Here is a 21883-nt window from a genome sequence, read left to right on the forward strand (position 1 = left end):
CTCGAAATTATACAATAAGAAAATGTCAGTAGTAGATTTGTCAAAACAGGTTGCATTAGGTATCGATATCGGTGGAACCAATACAAAATTTGGTCTCGTAAATCACAGAGGAGAAATCCTGATTAAAGGTTCTTTGCCGACCGACCAATACAGCACACCTGAAGCATTTGTTGATGCTCTTCATGAGCAGATTCAACCCATGATCGATGAGCATTGTGAAGGAAAAAAGATTGAAGGTATAGGTGTAGGTGCTCCCAATGCAAACTACTACAGAGGAACTATAGAATTGGCTCCGAACCTTCCTTGGAAAGGAGTGATCAACTTCGCCGACTTAATGACTGCGAAATTCAACAGCCCTTGCAAAATGACCAATGATGCTAATGCTGCGGCTTTAGGCGAAATGATGTATGGCGCAGCAAGAGGCATGAAAGACTTTATCATGATTACTTTGGGAACCGGTGTAGGAAGCGGAATTGTTTCCGGAGGACATTTAATTTACGGTCACGACGGTTTTGCAGGAGAACTAGGTCACACCATTGTAAAACCAGGCGGCAGAAAACATTGGAGTACCGGTTCTGAAGGAAGCCTAGAAGCTTATGCTTCAGCGACAGGAATTGCCATTACCGCAAAAAAAATGAGAGCAGAATTCCCGGATTCGATGCTTAATCAATATCCGGAAGAAGCAATCAATTCTAAAACGGTACACGAATGTGCATTAAAAGAAGATCCTGTAGCGGTTGAGGTTTTCAGATATACCGGTCAGAAATTGGGTGAAGCTTTGGCAAATTTTGTAATGTTTTCTTCACCCGAAGCTATTCTATTATTCGGAGGAGTAATAAAAGCTGGAGATTTCATTTTAAAACCCGCAAAACTTCACATGGAAAGAAACCTTCTTCCTATTTTCAGAAGTAAAGTAAGATTGGTTTTCAGTGAACTGGATGAGGCAGATGCAGCCATTCTTGGCGCAAGCGCTTTAGTTTGGGAAAAATAATCTGAATTAAATTTAAAATATTGAGCATCCTTTTAGGGTGCTTTTTTTGTTTTAGCTCCTACAGATTACATGATTTTCACTGATTTTTTTAATTATTATGAAAAAAATTTTAGCCACGAATGCACGAATGCTCTTTTATATCTATTTAAAATATTCGTGTATTCGTGGCAAATAAATTTGTTGATTTTTCTTGGCCCAATTAATTATAACATTTTCAAATTAGACTTTACCTTAAACACTTTGATGATTTGTGAAATCTATTGTTATCATTTATTCTTAAAGGCTAAAACCTTATTTAAATGAAAAACTTTTTCATAATTTTGATTTCGTTTTTTCAGGCTTATTAAAGTTTTAAAAAGAGAATATTTAAACAAAACAATCAACTTAAAATGGATAAAAATAATTTTCAGCAGATCACTTTTGGTGGTGGATGTTTTTGGTGTGTAGAAAGCTGTTTTAATATATTAAAAGGAGTAGAATCTGCTATTTCGGGCTATTCCGGTGGTCATAAAGATAATCCGACCTACGAGGAAGTTTGCACGGGAGAAACCGGTCACGCTGAAGTGGTACAGATTACTTATGATCCAGAAATTATTTCTTACGAACAGTTAATGGATGTATTTTTTTTCCTTCACGACCCAACTCAACTCAACAGACAGGGTAATGACATCGGAACTCAGTATCGTTCTGTAATTTATTATAAAGACGATGCTGAAAAGGCAAAAGCTGAAGAAGCTATCAAAACCTCGCAAGAATCAGGAAGATGGTCTGGAACTTATGTGACAGAATTAACCCCTTTTGAAAAATTCTGGCCAGCCGAACAATACCATCAAGGATATTATAATGAAAACCCGACACAACCTTATTGCAGCGCCGTAGTAGGTCCAAAGATTCAGAAGTTCAAAAAATATTTCGGAGAATTGGGAATGCTGACAACAGATTCACAGTAAAAAATAAAAGCGGAGATTTTTCTTCGCTTTTTTTATTGCCCACCACCATAAGTATCTATCATATACTCTGTAGCAAACCTCAAGTCTTTTCCATTTTCAGGATTAGTTCCATCCATTGTAAAAAACTCAACATTTCCATTGTATTTAGAATACCAAACTTTTCCGAAAGCTTTATCAACCGTTAAGGTATCTTTTCTGGTAATCATTTTAAAATACTTTAAGACGACAGTATCGAGAGGTTTTAAATCTTTATGTGGATCTTTATCGTCGCAATAAGCCACTCTATATTGGCTTTTATCCCAATACATACATTCTTTTTTCTTTTCAGGTACAGAACTTAAAAACCCAAAAGAAGAAGAACTTTCTTGATTATTTTTTTTATTCGATAAGTAAACATTCCCCGTCAGAAACAATGCTACAATAACAAAACCTGCAATTCCTAGGCTACTTTGCTTGGTAAGAAACTCAGGCATTTTTAAAATCGGTTTATTTATAATAGTTATCACCAAATTTGATAATGCTTGATGTATTTTATATTCAAAACTTTTCCAGCCAGAGCAATAATCATTAAAGCTTTCAAACCCTAAATATCTACTTAAATCATCTAATATTAAGGGTTTTATAGGATAATCACCTTCTTCTTTAACAATTGTTTTATAATAATTTTCAAATGTTTTATAGCTTAAAGTGATCTTATATTCATCACGTAGTACTATTTCAAGATTCTTTAAAATCCCACTAAAAGATGTTTCAGGAGTTTCATTGGAAGCTTTTTCAAAAACATCCTCCAATAATTTTTTTCTCTCAGGTAAAAATTTGGACATACTCATGGATTATTATTGCGAAAATTAAGAAATTTCAAATCAAACACCTTACGGTTTTCCGTAAGCTATCACTGGAAAAACTTTCCAAATTCTTTCCAAAAACTTTCTAACCCCTGCCTTCATTTCCGTTGCATCTTTGCATCAGAGATTAGTGAAAAACAAACAATTACAAAAACAAATTTACAAAACTGATTTCTAAAATCACCTTATAAAACGGAAGAAAACTCCGGGTTGGGAAGCAGATGTTTCTCTTCCGTTTTTGAAGGTTTACTTCCCAAAAATTTAGAAGCGCTTCGAAATTTAACGTGTACAGCTCGAGATCAAAGTATCTGCGAGAGGAAGAAAAACAATTTCAACTTCAAAAATTTAAAGGAAATGATCCAATTAATATTAATGCTATTAGGCTTAGCATTCGGAAATAATAATGCAAATACATCAAATTGTGATAACGGAAATACTGTAACTATCCAAAGCGGAGGAACGGGAATTAATCCAGGGACGGGAACTGATCCCGGTGATACAGGAGGAGACACAGGACATAAGCCTCCTACAATCATTCCTAAACCTTAATAACTACAGGACAGATAATTTATCTGTCCTTTTTTTGTAAATTTAGCGGCAAAACTAATTTATTGTGAAAATATATTATTCAATTTTATTAATCTTGATTATAAGTTGTAATAAATCTAATGATAACATCGTAGAAAAATCCCACACCAATATTTTTTATAATAAAGCAACAGAATACAGAGACAAAAAATTATTTGATTCAGCTTTTTTATATTACAACAATGCGAAAGAAGAATTTTCAAATGATAACGACACCATTGGAATAGCAAAGTCTCTTATTAACATGTCTGTTATCATGTCTGATAAAGGTGATTTGTATGGTTCTATCGAAACAGCTATTGAAGCAAGAAAAATTTTGGTTAAGAAAGACAGCCTTTCAACAAGCCTTTTAGCATCAAATTTAAATACGCTAGCTATTTCATCAAAAGAATTAAGAAACTTTTCTGATGCAATTAAATATTACGAAGAAGCAATAAATTTATCTAATGAGGAAAATCATCGCTTAGCTTATTTTAATAATATCGGTGATTCCTATCTTAAATTAGGGAAAACCGAAACCGCTATTTTATATTTTCAAAAAGCCTTGAAAACCACAGATAGTATAGATTATGCAAGAGCATTGAATAATTTAGGCAAAGCAGAATATATCAGAAAAAACAAATATTCAGCTTACAATAATTTAGAAAAAGCATTTTTTATAAGAAATAAGACAAAAGATGAATGGGGTTTAAACTCTAGTTTTGCTTCATTATCAGATTTCTTTTTACATGAGAATAACAAAAGAAAATCTTTATTTTATGCTCATGAGATGTATAAAATTTCTAAAAAATTAAATAGCCCAGATGATCAAATTGAAGCACTTCAAAAACTAATTATTTTAGAAGAACCAGAATTTTCAAAAAGCTTTTTTAAAATTTATCAAAAGCTTAGTGATAGCATCCAAACTTCAAGAAGTAAAGCAAAAAATCAATTTGCCCTAATAAGATTTGATTCTGAAAAAAATAAAGCTGATAATCTCAAGTTACAAAAAGATAATACTGTGAAAGATTTTCAGATTTACAGTACTTCTATTTTATCATTAATAGTAGCAGTTGTAGGAATAATATGGTATAGAAAAAGAAAACAAAGACTCCTACTAGAATCCGAAAACAAATTAAAAGAACAGCAACTTAAAACATCCAAAAAAGTACACGACGTCGTTGCCAACGGAATTTATCAGGTGATGACAAAAATTGAAAATCAAAATGATTTCAATAAAGAACAGGCACTTGATGAACTGGAATTTGTTTATGAAAAATCCAGAGATATTTCCTACGAAAACCCGGATTCTCATGATGAAAAATTCAATGAAAAAATTTCAAAATTGGTAGCTTCTTTTAAAAATGATGAGATCAATACCTTTACCGTCGGAAATCAGGAAGAAACTTGGGAAAATGTTACAAAATCTACTCAAACAGAGATTTACCAGATTATTCGTGAGCTTTTGGTAAATATGAAAAAGCATAGTGAAGCCAATAACGTTGTTTTTAAGTTTGAAAAAATAAACAACCTCATCAACATCAACTATGCTGATAACGGAATTGGAATTTCTGATGAATTAATTTTTAAAAATGGTTTATCAAATACGGTTTCCCGTATAGAAAACATCAACGGAAAAATTACTTTTGAAACCAAAACCGAAAAAGGATTGAAGGTCAATATTTCATTTCCAGTTTCTTAAAAAGATAACAATGTTTAAAAAAATTCTAATTTCCGAAGACCACGAAAGCATCAATTTTTCAGTACAGAAAACTTTAGAAGACCTCAATTTTGATAATTTTGAGTATGTCTATTATTGTGATGACGCATTAGCAAAGGCACAAAAAGCCATTCGTGAAAAAAAACCTTATGATTTACTCATCACCGATCTTTATTATGAAGAAGATCATCATCCTCAAAAACTAAAAGACGGTCGCGAATTGATCTTTGCGATCCGACAAGAGCAACCGGATTTAAAAATTATTGTATTTTCTGCTGAGCACAAATCCGGAATAATCGATTCTCTTTTTAATGATTACGGAATAAACGGCTATGTAAGAAAAGCAAGACACGATTCTAAAGAATTGAAAAAAGCAATTACATCAGTTTATAACAATGAAAATTATCTTTCACTTGATCTTAAACAGGAGGTAAAAAAACTGAATAATTATGAGTTCACAACGTATGATATTACCTTAGTTTCTTTACTTTCTCAAGGCGTTTTACAAAAAAACATTCCGGTATTTCTACAAAACAACAATATAAAACCCAACAGTTTGAGCAGTATTGAAAAAAAACTCAATACTCTGAAAGAAGAGTTGGGAATAAGCAACAACGAACAATTGGTTGCCTTCTGCAAAGATTTAGGAATTATATAGCTCCTTTTAATCAACTATTCTAAACCTTTCAATTTTTTGAAAGGTTTTTTCTTTTACGGTTTCCCGTAAGGATTGGTTTTGAAAGGTTTATACTTTTGGAGTATTAAACAAAAACAATCATGGAATATAAAGTAATCCCGTTTGTTGCAACTGCAAAACAACAAAACATAAGTTCAAGTATTATCGCTCAACAATTAGAAAGTTTAATAAAGGATCAATCTCAATTAGGTTGGAAATATTTGAGACTGGAAAGTGTTTCAACTTACATTCAACCAGTAGAAGGTTGTTTTGGAATCGGTCAGCAAAAACCTGGATATATGACATCGTATCAAGTAGCTGTTTTTACAAAAGAAACAAATGAAATATCTTCTACTATTAATCATTAAATCTTATTGGTTTATAATTCCTGCTTCAAAAAGAAGAAAGTGCATTTTCAGAAAAAGTTGTTCAAAACATGTTTATGAAGAAACAATAAGTAAAGGAATTATTTCAGGATTAAAAGCTCTTAAATATAGATTTGAAAATTGTAGATCAGGAGCTCAAATTTTTGAAAACCCAATAACAGGAAAATTTCAAATCATTTTACTAAACAACCAAATTCTTGATGAAAAAGAAATTTCAGAAAGATTTATAAAAAAATAACAATCATGGGAAAATTTACGATCAGCAAAAGAAAAAATGATGAATATCAATTTAATCTGAAAGCCGGAAACGGTGAAATTATTTTAACGAGCGAAGGCTACACTACAAAAGCAAACTGCCATAAAGGAATTGAATCTGTAAGAATCAATTCACAGGATGATTCAAGATACGACAGAAGAGTTGCTGTAAACGAAAAAGATTACTTTGTCTTGAAAGCAAGAAACGGTGAAATCATTGGAAAAAGCCAGTATTACAGTTCAAAATCGAGCATGGAAATCGGAATTGCTTCTGTAAAAATCAATACACCAACTGCCGAAATCGTTGATAAAACTCTTTAACAATAACATTATGGATCTTAAAATTAAACTTGAACAATTACATCAAAAAGTGGTAGGCCTAAAAGAGCAGATCAGCACAGAAGAAGCCACCAAAAACGCTTTTGTAATGCCTTTTATACAAATTTTGGGTTATGATATTTTCAATCCTACAGAAGTTGTTCCGGAGCATGTTTGTGATATTGGAACTAAGAAAGGTGAAAAAGTAGATTACGTCATCAAAAATAATGACGAGCCCATTTTCATTATCGAATGCAAACACTGGAAAGAAAGTGCAGATGCACACAATTCTCAGCTTCACAGATATTACCATGTTTCGAAAACGAGATTCGGAGTTCTTACCAACGGGATTGTCTACAACTTCTATACAGATCTTGAGAAACCCAATATCATGGATGAAAAACCTTTTTTCACCATTAATATTGAAGATATAAAAGACAGTTCTATTAAAATTCTGGAAAGTTTTACCAAAAAAGACTACAATCTCGAAAGTATTCTGGATTCTGCAGAAGCATTAAAATATATCAAAGCCATCAGAAAAGAGTTTGAAAAAGAGATTGAAAACCCTTCTGATGAATTGGTCAAGCTATTGGTCAACCGTTTTTTTGAGAAGCCTTTAACGGCAAACCGAATGATTTCGTTTAAAGAATACGCCAAAAAAGCGTTAACAACTTCCATTAATGAATCGATCAGTTTCAGACTAAAATCTGCATTAAGCATTAATGAGCAAATTGAAAAGCAGGATGATGATATAAAAACCTCGCAACCAATTGATGAGAATAATGATTCTAAAATTGTAACTACAGAAGAAGAGTTGGAAGGTTTTCAAATTGTGAAAGCTATTTTAAGAGAAAAAATTCCTTCTTCAAGGATTGCTTATAGAGATACTTTATCCTATTTCGGGATTTTACTGGACGATAACAATCGAAAACCACTTTGCAGATTACATTTTAATACCGCAAATAAATATCTCGAAACATTCCATAACGGAAAAGATGCCGGAGAAAAGATTTTACTGAATAATCTTGATGAGATATATAATTACAAGGCAGAACTTCTGAAAACATTAGAAAATTACTAATCATGGCCGTTTTTGCAATTCCCAATCCAAAGAAAAATCTTAGTGTTGATTTTCCAATCGAAAAAGTAAGACAAAGTGTAAAAAATTTATCCTTAATCAATCAAAAATATAGATTTTCAAGCTCTAATGAAATCTTCAATCAATATACTTATGAATCATATGAATTCTTGAGTCTCGGAGTTTATATTGACATCAATTTAAATTCCGTAACTGAAAATAAAACAGAAATAACTGTAGAAATCAGAAGAAAATTAGGCACATTTAATGAGTCGCATGAAGTTACCCATGCCAATAATCATATTACGAATATTGTAAATTATATTGCTCAGTTGGTTTTAATGTCTTCAGACGATATTATCAAATTAAAGTCTTCTCAAACTCAAAACATAAAAATAAAAACTCAAGGTTTAAAAGATAAAAACTTAGCTGCTATACTGGCATTACTTTTAGGTGGATTAGGAATACATCGATTTTATTTAGGTCAGCCGCTTCTCGGCATTCTATATTTAATATTTTGCTGGACTTTTATCCCGCTTTGCCTTTCAATAATTGATTTCTTCGTTTTCATTTTTATGTCACAAAATAGATTTAACTCAAAGTATAACATATAAATAACTACCATGAAAAAACTACTATTTACAAGCCTTTTAGGTTTAGGTTTATTATTACCGGCCAACTTTTTAGCAAAAGAAAACTCAACTACTAGAACTGAATTTTCAACCACAAAACCAAAAAAGAAAAGCAAAAAAAGCAAAAAGAAAAGAACGACAACAACGTCTACAAGCAAAGACTGTACGTATAACGGACGTACTTTATATGTTGGGAAAAGAGGTGGTTGCTATTACTACACAGGAAACAGCAAACAATATGTTGACAGATCATATTGCTCAGGTTGTAATTAATGATTTATTTTCATCTAAACTAAAAACACATTCCATATATTACTCAAGGCGAATTTTACATTCGTCTTTTTTTGTTGAATTGAAATCAAAAAACAGAATTTTTCGTTTATTATCTTTTTCCTATTTTTGTGAAGTTCACTATTTTTATGAAAAAAATTGTTCTGATTGAGGATGAAACCAGCGTAGTCTCTTTTATTAAAAAAGGACTTCAGGAAAAAGGATATGAAATTTCTGTAGCATTTGATGGTCGCACCGGTGTCAATCTGGTGCAGGAAAATGATTTCGATTTGGTCATTCTCGATATTATGCTGCCCGAAATGAACGGACTGGATGTCTGCAAAGAGATCAGAAAAACCAATAAAAATGTTCCTATTCTTTTTTTAACGGCTTTGGGAACTTCCGAAAATATTGTTTTAGGATTAGAAAACGGCGGTGACGATTACCTTGTAAAGCCTTTTAAATTCATCGAATTGGTTGCCCGTGTAAAATCTCTGCTTCGCAGAAGTAACCCGATCAACACTCCAGATGCAACTGAAAACGAAATCGATAACGAGCATGTTTTTCAGATTTCAGATTTAATCGTTAATGATTACACCAAAAAAGTAACGCGCGCAGGTGAAGAAGTCTCTTTAACTTCTACAGAATATAAACTTTTGATGTATTTTCTTAATAATCCCGAAAAAGTTATCTCAAGAGCCGAAATTTTAGATGCAGTTTGGGGAGTCAATTACGAATTGGGAACCAATGTTGTGGATGTTTATGTTAATTATTTACGAAAAAAAATAGACAATCAGGAAGACAGCAAGCTCATTCATACGGTAATCGGAATGGGATATGTTTTAAAAAAACCTTAGAAAATGTTCAATAAAGTCATTACCAATCAAACCAAAACGATGGTTCTTTTGATGGTTGTTTTTACAACCGTTATTCTTATTTTTGGCGGATCGGTGTACTTTTCTATTGTTAATTTTTCGCATCAGAGGTTTTATGAATTACTAAAAATACGTACCACCACCATTGTACAGATTGAGAAAAGTAAAGAGAATCTCGATCTTCCCGAAAATTATATTCTCAACAGCAGGAATGATGAAGAACTTCCGATGGAAAGAGACTATGTTTTTGCGATTCCGACAGATTCTAATTTCAAAAAAATTTCGCACGAAGTGCACATTCCGGATACTTTTTTTAAAAATATCATCAGATCCGGAGAAGCCAATTACAACGATTCTGAATTCTATTATATCGGGCAAACTTTTAAATATCAAAACAAAGATTATATCGCCATTGCTTCGGCAAAAAACCATTACGTCGTTCATTATCTTGGTTTTTTGAAGAGAACATTGATTACATGTATGATTCTTTCGATATTCTTCAGCATGATTTTCTCTTTTTATCTGTCTAAAACTTTATTCAAACCGATTTTAAAAATCACTGGAAAAGTAAAAGAAATCAGCTCTGAAAATCTACATTTAAGACTTGAACCTCAACCAGATAATAAAGAATTAAATGAATTGGTTGAAACTTTCAACACCATGTTGACAAGGATTGAGACTTCTTTTGAAACCCAAAACCATTTGATTGGAAATGTTTCGCACGAGCTCAGAACACCACTTACTTCGATTATGGGGGAAGCTGATGTTGCACTTTCTATCAACCGAACTGCAGAAGAATATAAAGAAACGCTCGAAATTATTTTGGATGAAGCCGAAAAGCTTGATAAAAAGATTAAAGCACTTTTACTAATTGCACAAACCGGATTTGACGGCAGAATTCAGAAAATTGATAAAGTAAGAATCGACCAGCTTTTATGGGATGTTATCGAAACTTTAAGAAGAATAGATTCGCGAAACAATATTTATCTCGACATCAGCATGCTTCCTGATAATCCTAAAAAACTGAAAGTTCAGGGTAATGAGCAGCTTCTTCATTTAGCAGTAGCCAATATCATCAATAACGGTTGTAAATATTCTAACCATCAACAGGTAAAAGTTTCATTGGGCGCCACAGACACAGACCTTTATATCATCATCAAAGACAACGGAATCGGGATTCCCGAATCTGAAATGAATAAAATCTACGATCCTTTTTTCCGGGCTTCTAACACCCGAAATTACGAAGGTTATGGCATCGGTCTTCCTCTTGCCAGAAATATTGTGAGAATGCACAACGGAGAATTGTTAGTGAGCTCACACGAAAATCAGGGAACTACGGTACAAATGCGTTTTCCTACTATTTACGGTACTCAGAAAGAAGAAAACCCAAGTTAGCTTCAAAAAGAAGCATTTTTTAAAATGAAATTCTAATCTCATTTTAATCTCTTTAATTACATTTTAATTTAGTTCCAAACAGCTTCTAATCTTACAGATATAGTTTTGTATTATCAAAAAGACAGTACATAACTAAATCTAAAGATATGATCAAAACCATTTTAATAGCAACAGATTATTCTCTTGAGTCTCTAAATATTTTAAAAAGAGTTTTAAAAGAGAAAAACGCAGAGGAAAATGATACTCAGTACAAAATTTTATTGGTATCGGGTTATGATATGGGAGATTCTATCAGAGATCTTCTTTTCACCACAAAATCTACCATTTTTAATAAAATAAGAACTCAGGAATTTTGTGATGCTTACGGAATTATTGTCAATAAATATCCGCATTTGGTTCACAAAGTTGTTTGTGATGTTTTTTCAGGAAGCTTCCAGAGAGCATTCAATAATTACGTGAAAGCTGAAGAAATTACAGAAGCATACTATTCGCCTTCCCTTAAAAATAAAAATACCAAAGGAAAATTTGACCTGAATCCTTACATCAAAAAATGTAAAGAATTGACGTCTTACGAAATGGTATTAGGAACTCCCGCGTTTATGCCGGAAAGAGGCAGGCTTGCAGAAGTTTTTGTGGAAGTTTAATGCCTTTTTTAAATACAAACTATTTAAAATTTAAGTAAAATGTTAAGAAATTATAGTAACAGCAGGACGTTGGGAGACAACATAAAACTGGGGACGCTGACTGCTTTTACGGCAGGAACTATAAATATTGCATCTCTATTAATATTTCTCTCATTTACCTCAAACGTAACGGGACATTATGCTGTTTTTGCAGCAGAAATAAGTAAAGGAAACTGGAATCAGGTTGCGGTTGTCGGAGCTTGGATATTCTTATTCTTCTTCGGTAGTTTTACCGCCAACTTTTTCGTAATCAACTTCAACAAAAAAAGTAAATATTTTGCGCACGCAATGCCGATTGTTCTGGAGATTTTATGTCTTTTGATCGTAGGTATTTACGGACAGTTTTATTATCAGAAAACATTAGAAGAAGCAGAATATTTGGTCGCTTTAATGCTTTTTGCAACCGGTTTACAGAATGGTTTGACGGCAAGTATCTCCAACTTTTTGGTAAAAACAACCCACCTTACCGGAACTACAACCGACTTGGGAATTCTAATGTCTATGTTTACGCACAAAAAGTACAGAAAAAACCCAGAGTTGATTGCGAGAGCCAAACTTTTATCAAGTGTAATGCTTGCTTATGTAATGGGAGCCGTATTTTCAGGTTTAACGTATTATTATTTGGAATTCAGTGTATTTTATGTCATCAGTAGTTGTTTGGTGGTCGTTATTGGGTATGACTTTTACAAAATTCACCTGAGACATTTCTACACCAACTACCGATATTCAAAAATATATAAGAAACCCAATCTAATGGCTTATTTATACGATAGAATACATGGAAGCGCCGAAGTAGTCGTAAAACAAAAACGACCGGAAAAATCTAAATTGATTTTAGAAGAAAAAATGATGTAGAAATTATTTAAAATAGCAGCACAAATTGCATATACTTAGTTTTGAGCCCTTGTTTGTTTTTCAAGCAGGGGCTTTTTTTAATAGAATGTGTAAAAGTTCGGGATAACTTAATTTTAATTCATGGTTATATTATTTTAAATCTTATTTGCTTTGCTTATTTTTGTAAGTTCATACTCATTTATGTCAGACATTATTCAGCTTTTACCCGATCATGTAGCCAACCAAATCGCAGCCGGTGAGGTCGTGCAGCGTCCTGCATCTATTGTAAAAGAGCTTTTGGAGAACTCTATCGATGCGGGAGCTTCAAAAATAGAGCTGATTATAAGAGACTCTGGAAAAAACCTTATTCAGGTGGTTGATGATGGAAAAGGAATGTCTGAGACCGATGCAAGAATGTCTTTTGAAAGACACGCTACATCAAAAATAAGAGGAACTGAAGATATATTTAAAATTGCAACAAAAGGTTTCCGCGGTGAGGCTCTGGCTTCTATTGCAGCTGTTTCTCAGGTAGAATTGAGAACCAAACAAAAAGATGATGCTTTAGGAACCAATATTTACATTGAGGGCGGAGTTTTCCAATTTCAGGAACCGATACAAACCTCAGAAGGATCTAATTTTTTAGTTAAAAACCTTTTCTATAACGTTCCGGCAAGAAGAAAGTTTCTTAAAAACAACAATATTGAATTTCGTCATGTCATAGATGAATTTCAACGTGTAGCACTGGCTCACGAAGGTCTAGAATTTTCTCTTTTTCATGATGACGAACCTATTTTTAAACTGAGAAAAGGAACTCAGATGCAGCGAATTGTCGATATTTTCGGCAGAAAGCTTCATCCACAGCTGATTCCTATCAAAGAAGATATTCTATGGTGTCAACTTCATGGTTTCGTAGCAAAACCGGAAGGTGCTAAAAAAAACCGTGGCGAACAATTCCTTTTTGTAAACGGAAGGTTTTTTAAGAGTCCATATTTCAACAAAGCCGTTCAGGAAGCTTTTGAAGGACTGCTTTTACCGGGATATATTCCTACGTTTTTTCTTTTCCTGGAATTAGACCCTGAAAAAATTGACGTTAATATTCATCCACAAAAAACGGAAGTGAAATTTGAAGATGAGCATCTTATTTTTGCTTTACTCCGTTCTACCATTAAACGTGCTTTAGGAATTTACAATATTGCACCAAGCTTAGATTTTGAAAGAGATCCGCAACTTGATGAAATGATGAATAAAAGCTTTTCGAGCAAAAGTAATAACATTGGAAATCTCAAAATGCCCGAAATAATTGTAGACCGAGATTACAATCCTTTTTTGGAAGAAAGAGGAAATCCGCAAATAGAAATTCAGAATCTTACAAAAATGTATCATCAGAACATTTCTGCAGAGCCTTCAAAGATCAATTTATTTGAGGATGAAGATTTTGATGAAGATTTGATGCGACTTCCTAACGGATATTGGCTTTTCAACAAAGGAGACAGCACATTAATGCTCGATTTGGGCAGAATGCATCGTCTTTTGGTGGCAGAAAGCAATAAAAAATCAAAAAAATCCACAAACAGACAGTCTCTCTTGTTTTCGTTAGAGTATCATATGAACGAGACCGAAAAGAGCAAGTACAAAGCAATAAAAAAATATCTTCCAGAACTGGGGTTTGAAATGAGCATCAATCACGACAGTGTTTTAAGTATTGATGCGGTGCCGGAAGGGTTGAAAGAATCTCAGGTGATGAAATTTCTGGAGAATCTTTTTGATGTTTTAGAATACAAAACCGAAGAAGAGTTTTTACAGTTTTATCAGAATCAATGGAACAAAATGCAGTCGAAATCCCGTTTTGATTTCATCTATAAAGTAGATGCTGAGCAGCTTATCAAAGATTTTACAGCTTTAGGATTTCCTGAATTTTTACCTAACGGAAAAAGATGTTTTTATGAAGTTCCGTTTAATGATTTTAAAAATAAATTTTAAGTAGATGTTTAATAATATACCACCACTTACAAGAGGTTTGATTATAATAAATGTTATCGTTTATATAATATCAAACTTAATTTTATCTGACGAGCTATATTTTTATCTCTCAGCATACTTCCCACTATCTCCCTTTTTTAAATCATGGCAAATTATCACTCACATGTTTATGCATGCACCGATAGGAGATGGTATTGGGTTAATGCACATTATTTTCAATATGTTTACCCTTTATAGTTTTGGCCCTATTTTAGAGCAAAGTTTAGGTGATAAAAAATATTTAATCCTTTACTTTTTAAGTGGTTTAGGAGCATACTTTCTTTTCAATGGCTGGAATTTCATAGAATATCAAAATATTTACAATCAGCTTGAGGCTGTCGGATTTGATGTAAAAGACTATATAAATAATCCTCAAACTTATTTGGCTTCCTCTAAAATTGTTATTGAAAACAGTGAACAATTACAAAAACTAAATTCAATTATGTTTGGGCCTATGCTTGGAGCGTCCGGAGCAATTTTCGGGGTTATTGCAGCATTTGCAACTTTATATCCAGAAGCAAGAATAGGCATTATGTTTATTCCCGTTCCTGTAAAAGTTAAATATGTACTCCCTATTGTGGTAATAGGTTCAATTTACTTAGGCATTAGTGGAAATGGCGGAGGAATTGCTCATTTAGCTCACGTTGGTGGCGCAATTGTAGGATTTATTTTAGCTAAAATCTGGAAAAAACACTTATATCGATTCAAATAACATTTTGTGAAAATTTTCCGATTAATACTTTTTATACTGCATTTAGGATTATTATTTCTGTTAACAGGAGTTTTACTGAATGCTTATATTCCACCAAAGATTTTTCCTTGGTTTAATTTATTATCTTTAGGTTTTCCTATTTTAGTTATTGGATATATTTTAATCACTTTTTTCTGGATTTTCAGCTGGAAAAAAAGAGCATTTGTCTTTATGTTTATGGGATTATTTTTCCTGAATCCCGTTAAAAGATGGGTTAATTATTCTTCAGAAAGTAAGGAAACGGCAAATCTTAAAGTTCTTACATTTAATATAAAAGGAGGGAAATTAGGTAAACAAAAAGTAATTGATTACATCAATGAGCAGAATGCAGATTTAGTTTTTATACAAGAATATGGAGATGAGGGCGAACTGCAATTGAATAACATCACAGGAAAGCACACTGCTTCCATTGTATCTCTTTATACACATTATAAAATATTAAGTCGAAAAAACCTTTTCGATGATCTTCCAGATACAGATATAACCTCACAATGTGAACAAATCGACCTCGAAATAAAAGGCAAAACCTATCGTATTTTTAATGTTCATCTCCAATCTTTTGGTGTTGTAAAAAGCATGGTAAAGCTTAACGGAAGCAGCGAGGAAGATGAGCAAAAAGTGAAAAATATTATCAAAAAATTAATTCCAACCTTTAAGTCGCATCAGGAACAGGTAAAAATCATCCGAGAAAGTATTGATAATTCTCCTTATCCTGTAATCGTAGCAGGAGATTTTAATGCAGTCCCCAACTCTTATGAATATTATAAAACTTCAGAAGGATTAAAAGATGCTTTCTATGAAGTAGGAAGAGGCAGCGGAACAAGCTTTCACGACTACAAATATCCTTTAAGAATAGATTATATTTTCACTTCAGAATCCATAAAACCAGTAAGCTATACCGTTGATCGTTCGGTCAATCTTTCAGATCATTTTCCAGTGATTGCTACTTTTAAAATAGATTAAAAAATATTTATAAAAGCTCTATAAATAACTGATTGGCAGAATTTTTGTTGCTCAACAGATATTTTGAGTTTCATGAAGCGGTTTCCTTTTTTACTTTTCATCCATCTAGGAGTTTTAATATTATTATTGAGCACATTTGCCAACGCCTGGATACCACCCAACTATTTCAGCAAACTCAATCTTCTTTCGCTAGGTTTTCCTTACTTAATTTTAGCGCATATTTTATTAAGTTTTATTTGGATTATAAAAAAGAAAAAAATTGCTTTCGTTTTTATTCTTTCAACTTTAATATTTTACAATCCTATAAGACGATGGATTAACTTTTCGCCCCAAAACAACGACATCGATACCTCAAAAACAGACATAAAAGTTTTAACATTCAATGTAAAATATGGAAGTTCTGGTTGGAGTAAAGTAAAAAAATATATTACCGATCAAAATGCTGACATTATTTTGGTTCAGGAAAAAGACACTAATAAAGCACTAAGAAGCGATTTGATAAAATATCCTTCGGTGATATTAAAAACCAAACATAAAATTTTACGCCAGGGAGACTTAATAGATGATGATTCTAAAGGCAATTCTTTTTACGCAGACATTGATATTAATGGTAAAATAATAAGGGTTATCAATGTTTATCTGGAACCATTCAGACTCAATAAAAATATGCTTGGCATGGAAGATGAAAACTCCGAGAAGCCAGAAAAAAATAAAATTGAAGCCTTATTTTCAAGGTTGATTCCTACCTTCAAAACCCATGAAGATCAAGTAAGGAAAATCAGAAAAGCGGTTGATCATTCGCCTTACCCAGTAATTCTTGCGGGAGACTTTAACTCTGTTCCGAATTCCTGGGAATATTATAATTTAGGTAAAAACTTAGATGATGCCTTTGTAAAAGCCGGAAATGGAAGTTCTACAAGCTTCCATGATTATAAATTTCCTTTGAGAATAGATTATATTTTTGCATCGAGCAGCATTATTCCTAAAAGTTATAAGGTAGATTATTCTGTAAAATTATCGGATCACTATCCTGTAATTGCCGAATTTCTATTAAATTAGTCGTATGAAAAATGTAATCTTTGCTGGGGTAATTTTATCATTGTTAACAGTTGCCTGTTCTAAAAGAGAACCGGTTGTTGATACTGCTCAGGAATTAAAATTAAAATACGACACTACAGCAATAGATTCTTTTTCGCCAGGGGCTATTTCTGTAGATATTGCGAGACAAATAAGAATGTCTTCTCAAAAATATCAGGATTCTTTAAAAGAGGTCTTAAAATTGCAACAGGAAGAAAAAAGAATCACCGCAGAGCTTGAAAAAGAAAATAAAAAGAAAGCTGAAGCAGAGAAAAAGCTAAAAGCTTCTGAAAAAACCACAGAACTTAAACAGGAATAATTAAATCAATTTTTATCGCAAAAGAAATTTTTTGTTCCTTTTTTCGTTTAAAAAACACATCATTCATTTAGATTAATTAAAAAAATATACACAATGAAAAAGCACATTTTAGCAGCAGTAGCAGTGTCTACATTATTTGTTGCATGTACCAAATCTACAACAACTGAAAAAACTGAAAACCCTGACGGATCTGTAACGACGACAACGACGACAGAACTCGGTACCGGATTGGTAGATACCTCAAAAATAGATAAAGCCAAAAGCGATATTAAAAATACCGTAGATAATACAGGTGATAAAATAGAGAATACTGCTCAGAAAGCAAAAGAAGATATCAACGCTGCAGGAAAAGATCTTAAAAGCGAAGCCAATAAAGTGGGCAAAGACATCAAATCTGGAGCTCAAGATGTGAGTAAAGACGTAAAAGATGCAGCCGCAAAAGGTGCTCAGAAAGTAGAAGATGGTGCGAAAAAATTTAAAGAAGATCTTAAAAAGTAAATATTTGATTGTTTTTTAGCGAAAAAACCAAATTATTTGTAAAACTTGTAGTATATTTAGATTTCTAAAAATCACCAAAACAAGTTATTATGAAAAAACTAACTGTATTAAAAGCTAAAAAGCTAACAAGAGAAAATCTGAAAAAAGTACAAGGAGGCTATGTTCCAAAAGATGAGGATGACGGATGCGGATGGAATATGTGCAGGAATTCATTTGGAAGATGCTCTGTCTTTGCTTGTTGATTAAATAAAATCAACTTCAAAATAAAAAAACCGCAGAACAATCTGCGGTTTTTTTTACACTCTATTTAGCTCCAATAAAGGATCGATATATTCTCTGTCATTACTCAGTCTCGGAACTTTGTTTTGCCCGCCCAGTTTACCTTTAGATTCAAGCCAGCAATAAAAAAGATTGGGTCTTGCAATGTGTACCACCGGTTTTTTCAGCGTAATGTTATTGTATCTTTTGGCTTCGTAATCTGAATTAATAGTTTTAAGATGGCGGTCAAAAATATCGGTAAATAATTCTAAATTTTCGGGATGCTCACTAAATTCAAAAATCCATTCGTGGGCGCCACCTTCATTTTCTTTCATAAAAATCGGAGCTCCGGTAAAATCTTTTACAGCAGAATTGGTTTCCTGACAAGCTTTAGTTAAAGCCGATTCTACATTGGTAATCATCAACTCTTCTCCAAAAGCATTGATATAATGCTTTGTACGACCTGTAATTTTTATTCTGAAAGGGCTGATTGAAGTGAAAACGACTGTATCTCCTATTAAATACCTCCAAAGTCCACCATTGGTTGTAATTACCATTGCGTAATTTTTTCGCACTTCTACTCCTTCCAGACTCACCACTTTTGGATTGGAATGATAAAACTCATCCATTGGAATAAACTCATAGAAAATTCCGTAATCTAGCATTAGAAGCATTTCATCACTATTCGATCTGTCCTGAATTCCAAAAAAGCCTTCAGAAGCATTGTAAATTTCATAGTAATTGATGTTTTTTCCGATAATCGGTTTATATTGTTCTTTATAAGGTTTAAAGCTAATTCCACCATGAAAGAAAACTTCCAGGTTTGGCCAAAGTTCAGAAACACTTTTTACATCCGTCTCTTTCAAAACTCTTTGTAAAAGTACCATCATCCAGCTTGGAACTCCCAAAATACTTCCTACATCTTCATTTTTAACTTCAGAAACTATGGCTTTAAGCTTACTTTCCCACTCTCCCATCAACGAAACTTTTTTGCTCGGAGTAGTGGTAATTTCTACCCAAAAAGGAAGGTTATCAATTAAAATAGCCGAAAGATCACCAAATTTTGTATTAAAATCGGCGTATAATTCCGAGCTTCCGCCCAGACGCAGGTTTTTATTGGTGAAAAGCTGATTTTCAGGATGATTGTTGGCATAGATAGACACCATGTCTTTTCCTGCTTTCAGGTGGCAATATTCTAGGCTTTCTGCAGAAATAGGGATGAATTTACTTTTGGCATTAGTTGTTCCCGAAGATTTTGCAAAATGCTTGATGTAGCCCGGCCAGCTTACGTCTTTATGCCCTTGTCTTGCACGTTCTACATACGGTTCAAACTCTTCATAAGAAACGATAGGAACTTTATTTTTAAAATCCTGATAACTCGAAATAGAATTAAACCCATACTTCTTACCGTATTCGGTATCTTCTGCATGGAATAACTGAGAAAACAGGATTCCTTTCTGCGTCTCGATAGGATAATCCATAAAATTCTGAATCTGATCTATCCTTTGCTTGATAAACCAATTAACTACCGTATTGAAAAGTGCTTTCGTTGCCATTAAGACAAATATAATAAATTTTATATTTCATCAGTATTTTTAATACCTATATCTTATTTTAAACATTTAAAAACAAAAAATCAGAATATAACAATCTCATTATCAAAATAAATAATATATATATTCTTACCCATTGTGCGTTTTGAATCTTTGTCTTTCGAAAATAAGTGAAACGGCTTTGTTTAACCTTATTTTAGTTTTTTTATTAAACTTTTTGTATATCCTTGCGTTTTTTTATCCGCCAAGACAGACAAAGTTTTTACAATAAATGCTTTCTTTAAAATAAACAAAGGCATTTCATTTAGAAAAGAAATACAATCGTTTAAATATCAATTATCTAAAAGTATTTACAAAATCCAGAACGGGGTATATTCTCATAAAAGCATAATTTACGATAAGATTTCTTATTTGTACCATACAATATTATAATTAATACGTCAACCTATCTCTAATCATTTGTATTTTTAATCATCATGGTCGTAAATGACATTATTATAAATATAAAAAACCATCACAAATTTGCAATGGTTTCTCTATAAATTTTATTATTGTTAGATTAACAATACTCGTCGTATGCAGCCTGTAGGTTAGCAGCAATTGCTCCTGCAGGATTACCTTCGATATGATGTCTCTCAAGCATATGAACCAACTCTCCATCTTTGAAAAGCGCCACACATGGTGAACTTGGAGGAAATGGAGCTAAATGCTTTCTTGCAGCTTCTACAGCTTCTTTATCAAAACCTGCAAAAACAGTCGTTAAATGATCAGGTTTTTTTTCTCCTGTTAAAGAATAAACAACTCCCGGTCTTGCTGCTCCAGCCGCGCAACCGCATACAGAATTGATTACTAAAAGGGTAGTTCCTGATTGCTTTAAAGCATCTTCTACCTGAGCAGGAGTTGCCAAATCTACGAAACCTTTATCTGTAAGCTCAGCCTTCATAGGCATTACTAAATCTGTTGGATACATTTCTTATTTTTTTTAGTGTTTACAAATTTACAACTTTTCTATATCTATTTACAATTTATAAAAACTATCAAAGTATTTAATAAACAAAATAAATCTCAGCCAACATATAAGAATAAAATAATAATTTCAAATATTAATTAAACTTATTATACACATATTGTTATTTTTTTGTTAGATTTGTAATAGTTCTAAAAACTACTTCCATGAAAAAAAACTTATTGAATTAATAATTCAGGACATTAGAGAAGATCTACTGTCAATGTAATTCCCTCACCTTTATCTCTGTTTATTAGAAAGTTTTTAGAATTAAAAGAACATTGATAAAGGATTTATAATAAATGAAGCCCGAAACATAATGTTTCGGGCTTCGTTAATCAAATCGATATGCAAAGGTTGAATATCCTTTATAAAATTAGTTAATAGGTTTTAGTTGCTTGTTGATAGATCATCTAACAACTGTTGACCTAAAACTATGAAAGTAATTTCTTAGCCATCTCGGAAATACTTTTCCCGTCAGATTTTCCGGCTAAATTTTTTGAAGCGATTCCCATTACTTTTCCTAAATCTTTAATAGATTCAGCTCCTGTTTCAGAAATAATCTGCTTAATTTCAGCTTCTAATTCTTCAGAAGATAGTTGTGCAGGCAAAAATTTCTCAATGACTTTCATCTGAGCTTCTTCTACTTCTGCCAAATCATTTCTTCCCTGAGCGGTAAATTGCTCATAAGAATCTTTACGCTGTTTGATCATTCTCTGCAAAATTGCAATTTCCTGCTCAGGTGAAACTTCTGCTCCTAAGGCTTCCGTTTTCAGCAATAATATCTGAGATTTTACAGCACGAAGAGAGTCTAAAGCCACTCTGTCTTTAGCTCTCATTGCTGTTTTTATTGCTTCGCTTATTATTAATTCTAAACTCATAGTCATTAATTTAACAATGTAAAAGTGTAGCAATGTATCAATCATTTAAATGCACAAAATTGTTACATTATTAGATTGATACA

General features: G+C 32.6%; 26 protein-coding genes. 22 read left to right on the top strand and 4 right to left on the bottom strand.

What is annotated here, in order from left to right:
- Positions 1-22: 22 nt before the first annotated feature.
- Complete coding sequence (locus B5X64_RS00220; RefSeq protein ID WP_079463358.1) at positions 23-991, top strand: ROK family protein; 969 nt, start codon at positions 23-25, stop codon at positions 989-991.
- Between the two features lie 389 nt (positions 992-1380).
- On the top strand, positions 1381-1941 hold the full coding sequence (gene msrA, locus B5X64_RS00225; RefSeq protein WP_079463359.1) for a peptide-methionine (S)-S-oxide reductase MsrA: 561 nt from the start codon (positions 1381-1383) through the stop codon (positions 1939-1941).
- Between the two features lie 32 nt (positions 1942-1973).
- Here msrA and B5X64_RS00230 read toward each other — a convergent pair whose 3' ends face one another.
- The gene (locus B5X64_RS00230) at positions 1974-2765 is read right to left on the bottom strand and encodes a hypothetical protein (RefSeq protein ID WP_079463360.1); all 792 of its coding nucleotides are present in this window, start codon (positions 2763-2765) and stop codon (positions 1974-1976) included.
- A 375-nt stretch (positions 2766-3140) separates the two neighbouring features.
- Here B5X64_RS00230 and B5X64_RS22480 point away from each other — a divergent pair, with 375 nt between their 5' ends.
- From B5X64_RS22480 to B5X64_RS22735, 20 genes are all read left to right on the top strand, one after another.
- Positions 3141-3335: a hypothetical protein gene (locus B5X64_RS22480; protein WP_123921025.1), complete on the top strand. Its 195-nt coding sequence runs from the start codon at positions 3141-3143 to the stop codon at positions 3333-3335.
- A 64-nt stretch (positions 3336-3399) separates the two neighbouring features.
- The gene (locus tag B5X64_RS00235) at positions 3400-5055 is read left to right on the top strand and encodes a tetratricopeptide repeat-containing sensor histidine kinase (RefSeq protein ID WP_079463361.1); all 1656 of its coding nucleotides are present in this window, start codon (positions 3400-3402) and stop codon (positions 5053-5055) included.
- 10 nt (positions 5056-5065) lie between these two features.
- The gene (locus B5X64_RS00240; protein WP_079463362.1) at positions 5066-5731 is read left to right on the top strand and encodes a response regulator; all 666 of its coding nucleotides are present in this window, start codon (positions 5066-5068) and stop codon (positions 5729-5731) included.
- 119 nt (positions 5732-5850) lie between these two features.
- On the top strand, positions 5851-6117 hold the full coding sequence (locus B5X64_RS00245; protein ID WP_074230466.1) for a hypothetical protein: 267 nt from the start codon (positions 5851-5853) through the stop codon (positions 6115-6117).
- Positions 6089-6373: a membrane protein insertion efficiency factor YidD gene (yidD, locus tag B5X64_RS00250; protein WP_079463363.1), complete on the top strand. Its 285-nt coding sequence runs from the start codon at positions 6089-6091 to the stop codon at positions 6371-6373. Before B5X64_RS00245 ends, yidD begins: the two co-directional genes overlap by 29 nt.
- 5 nt (positions 6374-6378) lie before the next feature.
- Complete coding sequence (locus B5X64_RS00255; protein WP_079463364.1) at positions 6379-6711, top strand: YegP family protein; 333 nt, start codon at positions 6379-6381, stop codon at positions 6709-6711.
- Positions 6712-6721: 10 nt separating this feature from the next.
- Positions 6722-7789, top strand: coding sequence for a type I restriction endonuclease (locus B5X64_RS00260; RefSeq protein ID WP_079463365.1), 1068 nt, complete (start codon positions 6722-6724; stop codon positions 7787-7789).
- Positions 7790-7791: 2 nt separating this feature from the next.
- Positions 7792-8400, top strand: a complete 609-nt coding sequence (locus B5X64_RS22950; RefSeq protein WP_228418665.1) for a TM2 domain-containing protein — start codon at positions 7792-7794, stop codon at positions 8398-8400.
- Between the two features lie 9 nt (positions 8401-8409).
- Entirely contained in the window at positions 8410-8691 is a 282-nt protein-coding gene (locus B5X64_RS22485; RefSeq protein ID WP_123921023.1) for a hypothetical protein, read from the top strand.
- A 146-nt stretch (positions 8692-8837) separates the two neighbouring features.
- Positions 8838-9545: a response regulator transcription factor gene (locus B5X64_RS00275; RefSeq protein ID WP_079463367.1), complete on the top strand. Its 708-nt coding sequence runs from the start codon at positions 8838-8840 to the stop codon at positions 9543-9545.
- A gap of 3 nt (positions 9546-9548) precedes the next feature.
- Positions 9549-10958, top strand: a complete 1410-nt coding sequence (locus B5X64_RS00280; protein WP_079463368.1) for a sensor histidine kinase — start codon at positions 9549-9551, stop codon at positions 10956-10958.
- A 146-nt stretch (positions 10959-11104) separates the two neighbouring features.
- Positions 11105-11602 carry a hypothetical protein gene (locus tag B5X64_RS00285; protein WP_079463369.1) on the top strand — a complete coding sequence of 166 codons (498 nt, stop codon included), beginning with the start codon at positions 11105-11107 and terminating at the stop codon, positions 11600-11602.
- A gap of 39 nt (positions 11603-11641) precedes the next feature.
- On the top strand, positions 11642-12496 hold the full coding sequence (locus B5X64_RS00290) for a YoaK family protein (protein ID WP_079463370.1): 855 nt from the start codon (positions 11642-11644) through the stop codon (positions 12494-12496).
- A 180-nt stretch (positions 12497-12676) separates the two neighbouring features.
- A complete protein-coding gene (gene mutL / locus B5X64_RS00295; protein ID WP_079463371.1) occupies positions 12677-14455 on the top strand; it encodes a DNA mismatch repair endonuclease MutL in 1779 nt (592 codons plus the stop codon).
- 4 nt (positions 14456-14459) lie between these two features.
- A complete protein-coding gene (locus B5X64_RS00300; protein ID WP_079463372.1) occupies positions 14460-15206 on the top strand; it encodes a rhomboid family intramembrane serine protease in 747 nt (248 codons plus the stop codon).
- Positions 15207-15212: 6 nt separating this feature from the next.
- Positions 15213-16208 (top strand): endonuclease/exonuclease/phosphatase family protein, encoded by a 996-nt coding sequence (locus tag B5X64_RS00305; protein WP_079463373.1) that lies wholly within the window; start codon positions 15213-15215, stop codon positions 16206-16208.
- A gap of 72 nt (positions 16209-16280) precedes the next feature.
- On the top strand, positions 16281-17267 hold the full coding sequence (locus B5X64_RS00310) for an endonuclease/exonuclease/phosphatase family protein (protein ID WP_079463374.1): 987 nt from the start codon (positions 16281-16283) through the stop codon (positions 17265-17267).
- Between the two features lie 4 nt (positions 17268-17271).
- Positions 17272-17604 (top strand): hypothetical protein, encoded by a 333-nt coding sequence (locus B5X64_RS00315; protein ID WP_079463375.1) that lies wholly within the window; start codon positions 17272-17274, stop codon positions 17602-17604.
- A 93-nt stretch (positions 17605-17697) separates the two neighbouring features.
- Complete coding sequence (locus B5X64_RS00320) at positions 17698-18102, top strand: hypothetical protein (protein ID WP_079463376.1); 405 nt, start codon at positions 17698-17700, stop codon at positions 18100-18102.
- 89 nt (positions 18103-18191) lie between these two features.
- Positions 18192-18344: a bacteriocin-like protein gene (locus B5X64_RS22735; RefSeq protein ID WP_164463462.1), complete on the top strand. Its 153-nt coding sequence runs from the start codon at positions 18192-18194 to the stop codon at positions 18342-18344.
- Between the two features lie 54 nt (positions 18345-18398).
- On the opposite strand, the gene B5X64_RS00325 is transcribed toward B5X64_RS22735, so the two are convergent.
- The 3 genes from B5X64_RS00325 to B5X64_RS00335 form a co-directional block, all read right to left on the bottom strand.
- Positions 18399-19916, bottom strand: a complete 1518-nt coding sequence (locus B5X64_RS00325; RefSeq protein ID WP_079463377.1) for a GH3 auxin-responsive promoter family protein — start codon at positions 19914-19916, stop codon at positions 18399-18401.
- Between the two features lie 556 nt (positions 19917-20472).
- Entirely contained in the window at positions 20473-20883 is a 411-nt protein-coding gene (locus tag B5X64_RS00330; RefSeq protein ID WP_079463378.1) for a BrxA/BrxB family bacilliredoxin, read from the bottom strand.
- A gap of 470 nt (positions 20884-21353) precedes the next feature.
- Positions 21354-21800, bottom strand: a complete 447-nt coding sequence (locus B5X64_RS00335) for a GatB/YqeY domain-containing protein (RefSeq protein WP_079463379.1) — start codon at positions 21798-21800, stop codon at positions 21354-21356.
- Positions 21801-21883: the final 83 nt, after the last annotated feature.

Origin of the sequence: Chryseobacterium balustinum (assembly GCF_900168205.1) — a bacterium.
GTDB lineage: Bacteria > Bacteroidota > Bacteroidia > Flavobacteriales > Weeksellaceae > Chryseobacterium > Chryseobacterium balustinum.

Coding starts and splice junctions, on each gene's coding strand:
- B5X64_RS00220 (WP_079463358.1), top strand. CDS start 23: ATGTCAGTAGTAGATTTGTCAAAACAGGTTGCATTAGGTATCGATATC.
- msrA (WP_079463359.1), top strand. CDS start 1,381: ATGGATAAAAATAATTTTCAGCAGATCACTTTTGGTGGTGGATGTTTT.
- B5X64_RS00230 (WP_079463360.1), bottom strand. CDS start 2,765: ATGTCCAAATTTTTACCTGAGAGAAAAAAATTATTGGAGGATGTTTTT.
- B5X64_RS22480 (WP_123921025.1), top strand. CDS start 3,141: ATGATCCAATTAATATTAATGCTATTAGGCTTAGCATTCGGAAATAAT.
- B5X64_RS00240 (WP_079463362.1), top strand. CDS start 5,066: ATGTTTAAAAAAATTCTAATTTCCGAAGACCACGAAAGCATCAATTTT.
- B5X64_RS00245 (WP_074230466.1), top strand. CDS start 5,851: ATGGAATATAAAGTAATCCCGTTTGTTGCAACTGCAAAACAACAAAAC.
- yidD (WP_079463363.1), top strand. CDS start 6,089: ATGAAATATCTTCTACTATTAATCATTAAATCTTATTGGTTTATAATT.
- B5X64_RS00255 (WP_079463364.1), top strand. CDS start 6,379: ATGGGAAAATTTACGATCAGCAAAAGAAAAAATGATGAATATCAATTT.
- B5X64_RS00260 (WP_079463365.1), top strand. CDS start 6,722: ATGGATCTTAAAATTAAACTTGAACAATTACATCAAAAAGTGGTAGGC.
- B5X64_RS22950 (WP_228418665.1), top strand. CDS start 7,792: ATGGCCGTTTTTGCAATTCCCAATCCAAAGAAAAATCTTAGTGTTGAT.
- B5X64_RS22485 (WP_123921023.1), top strand. CDS start 8,410: ATGAAAAAACTACTATTTACAAGCCTTTTAGGTTTAGGTTTATTATTA.
- B5X64_RS00275 (WP_079463367.1), top strand. CDS start 8,838: ATGAAAAAAATTGTTCTGATTGAGGATGAAACCAGCGTAGTCTCTTTT.
- B5X64_RS00280 (WP_079463368.1), top strand. CDS start 9,549: ATGTTCAATAAAGTCATTACCAATCAAACCAAAACGATGGTTCTTTTG.
- B5X64_RS00285 (WP_079463369.1), top strand. CDS start 11,105: ATGATCAAAACCATTTTAATAGCAACAGATTATTCTCTTGAGTCTCTA.
- B5X64_RS00290 (WP_079463370.1), top strand. CDS start 11,642: ATGTTAAGAAATTATAGTAACAGCAGGACGTTGGGAGACAACATAAAA.
- mutL (WP_079463371.1), top strand. CDS start 12,677: ATGTCAGACATTATTCAGCTTTTACCCGATCATGTAGCCAACCAAATC.
- B5X64_RS00300 (WP_079463372.1), top strand. CDS start 14,460: ATGTTTAATAATATACCACCACTTACAAGAGGTTTGATTATAATAAAT.
- B5X64_RS00310 (WP_079463374.1), top strand. CDS start 16,281: ATGAAGCGGTTTCCTTTTTTACTTTTCATCCATCTAGGAGTTTTAATA.
- B5X64_RS00315 (WP_079463375.1), top strand. CDS start 17,272: ATGAAAAATGTAATCTTTGCTGGGGTAATTTTATCATTGTTAACAGTT.
- B5X64_RS00320 (WP_079463376.1), top strand. CDS start 17,698: ATGAAAAAGCACATTTTAGCAGCAGTAGCAGTGTCTACATTATTTGTT.
- B5X64_RS22735 (WP_164463462.1), top strand. CDS start 18,192: ATGAAAAAACTAACTGTATTAAAAGCTAAAAAGCTAACAAGAGAAAAT.
- B5X64_RS00325 (WP_079463377.1), bottom strand. CDS start 19,916: ATGGCAACGAAAGCACTTTTCAATACGGTAGTTAATTGGTTTATCAAG.
- B5X64_RS00330 (WP_079463378.1), bottom strand. CDS start 20,883: ATGTATCCAACAGATTTAGTAATGCCTATGAAGGCTGAGCTTACAGAT.
- B5X64_RS00335 (WP_079463379.1), bottom strand. CDS start 21,800: ATGAGTTTAGAATTAATAATAAGCGAAGCAATAAAAACAGCAATGAGA.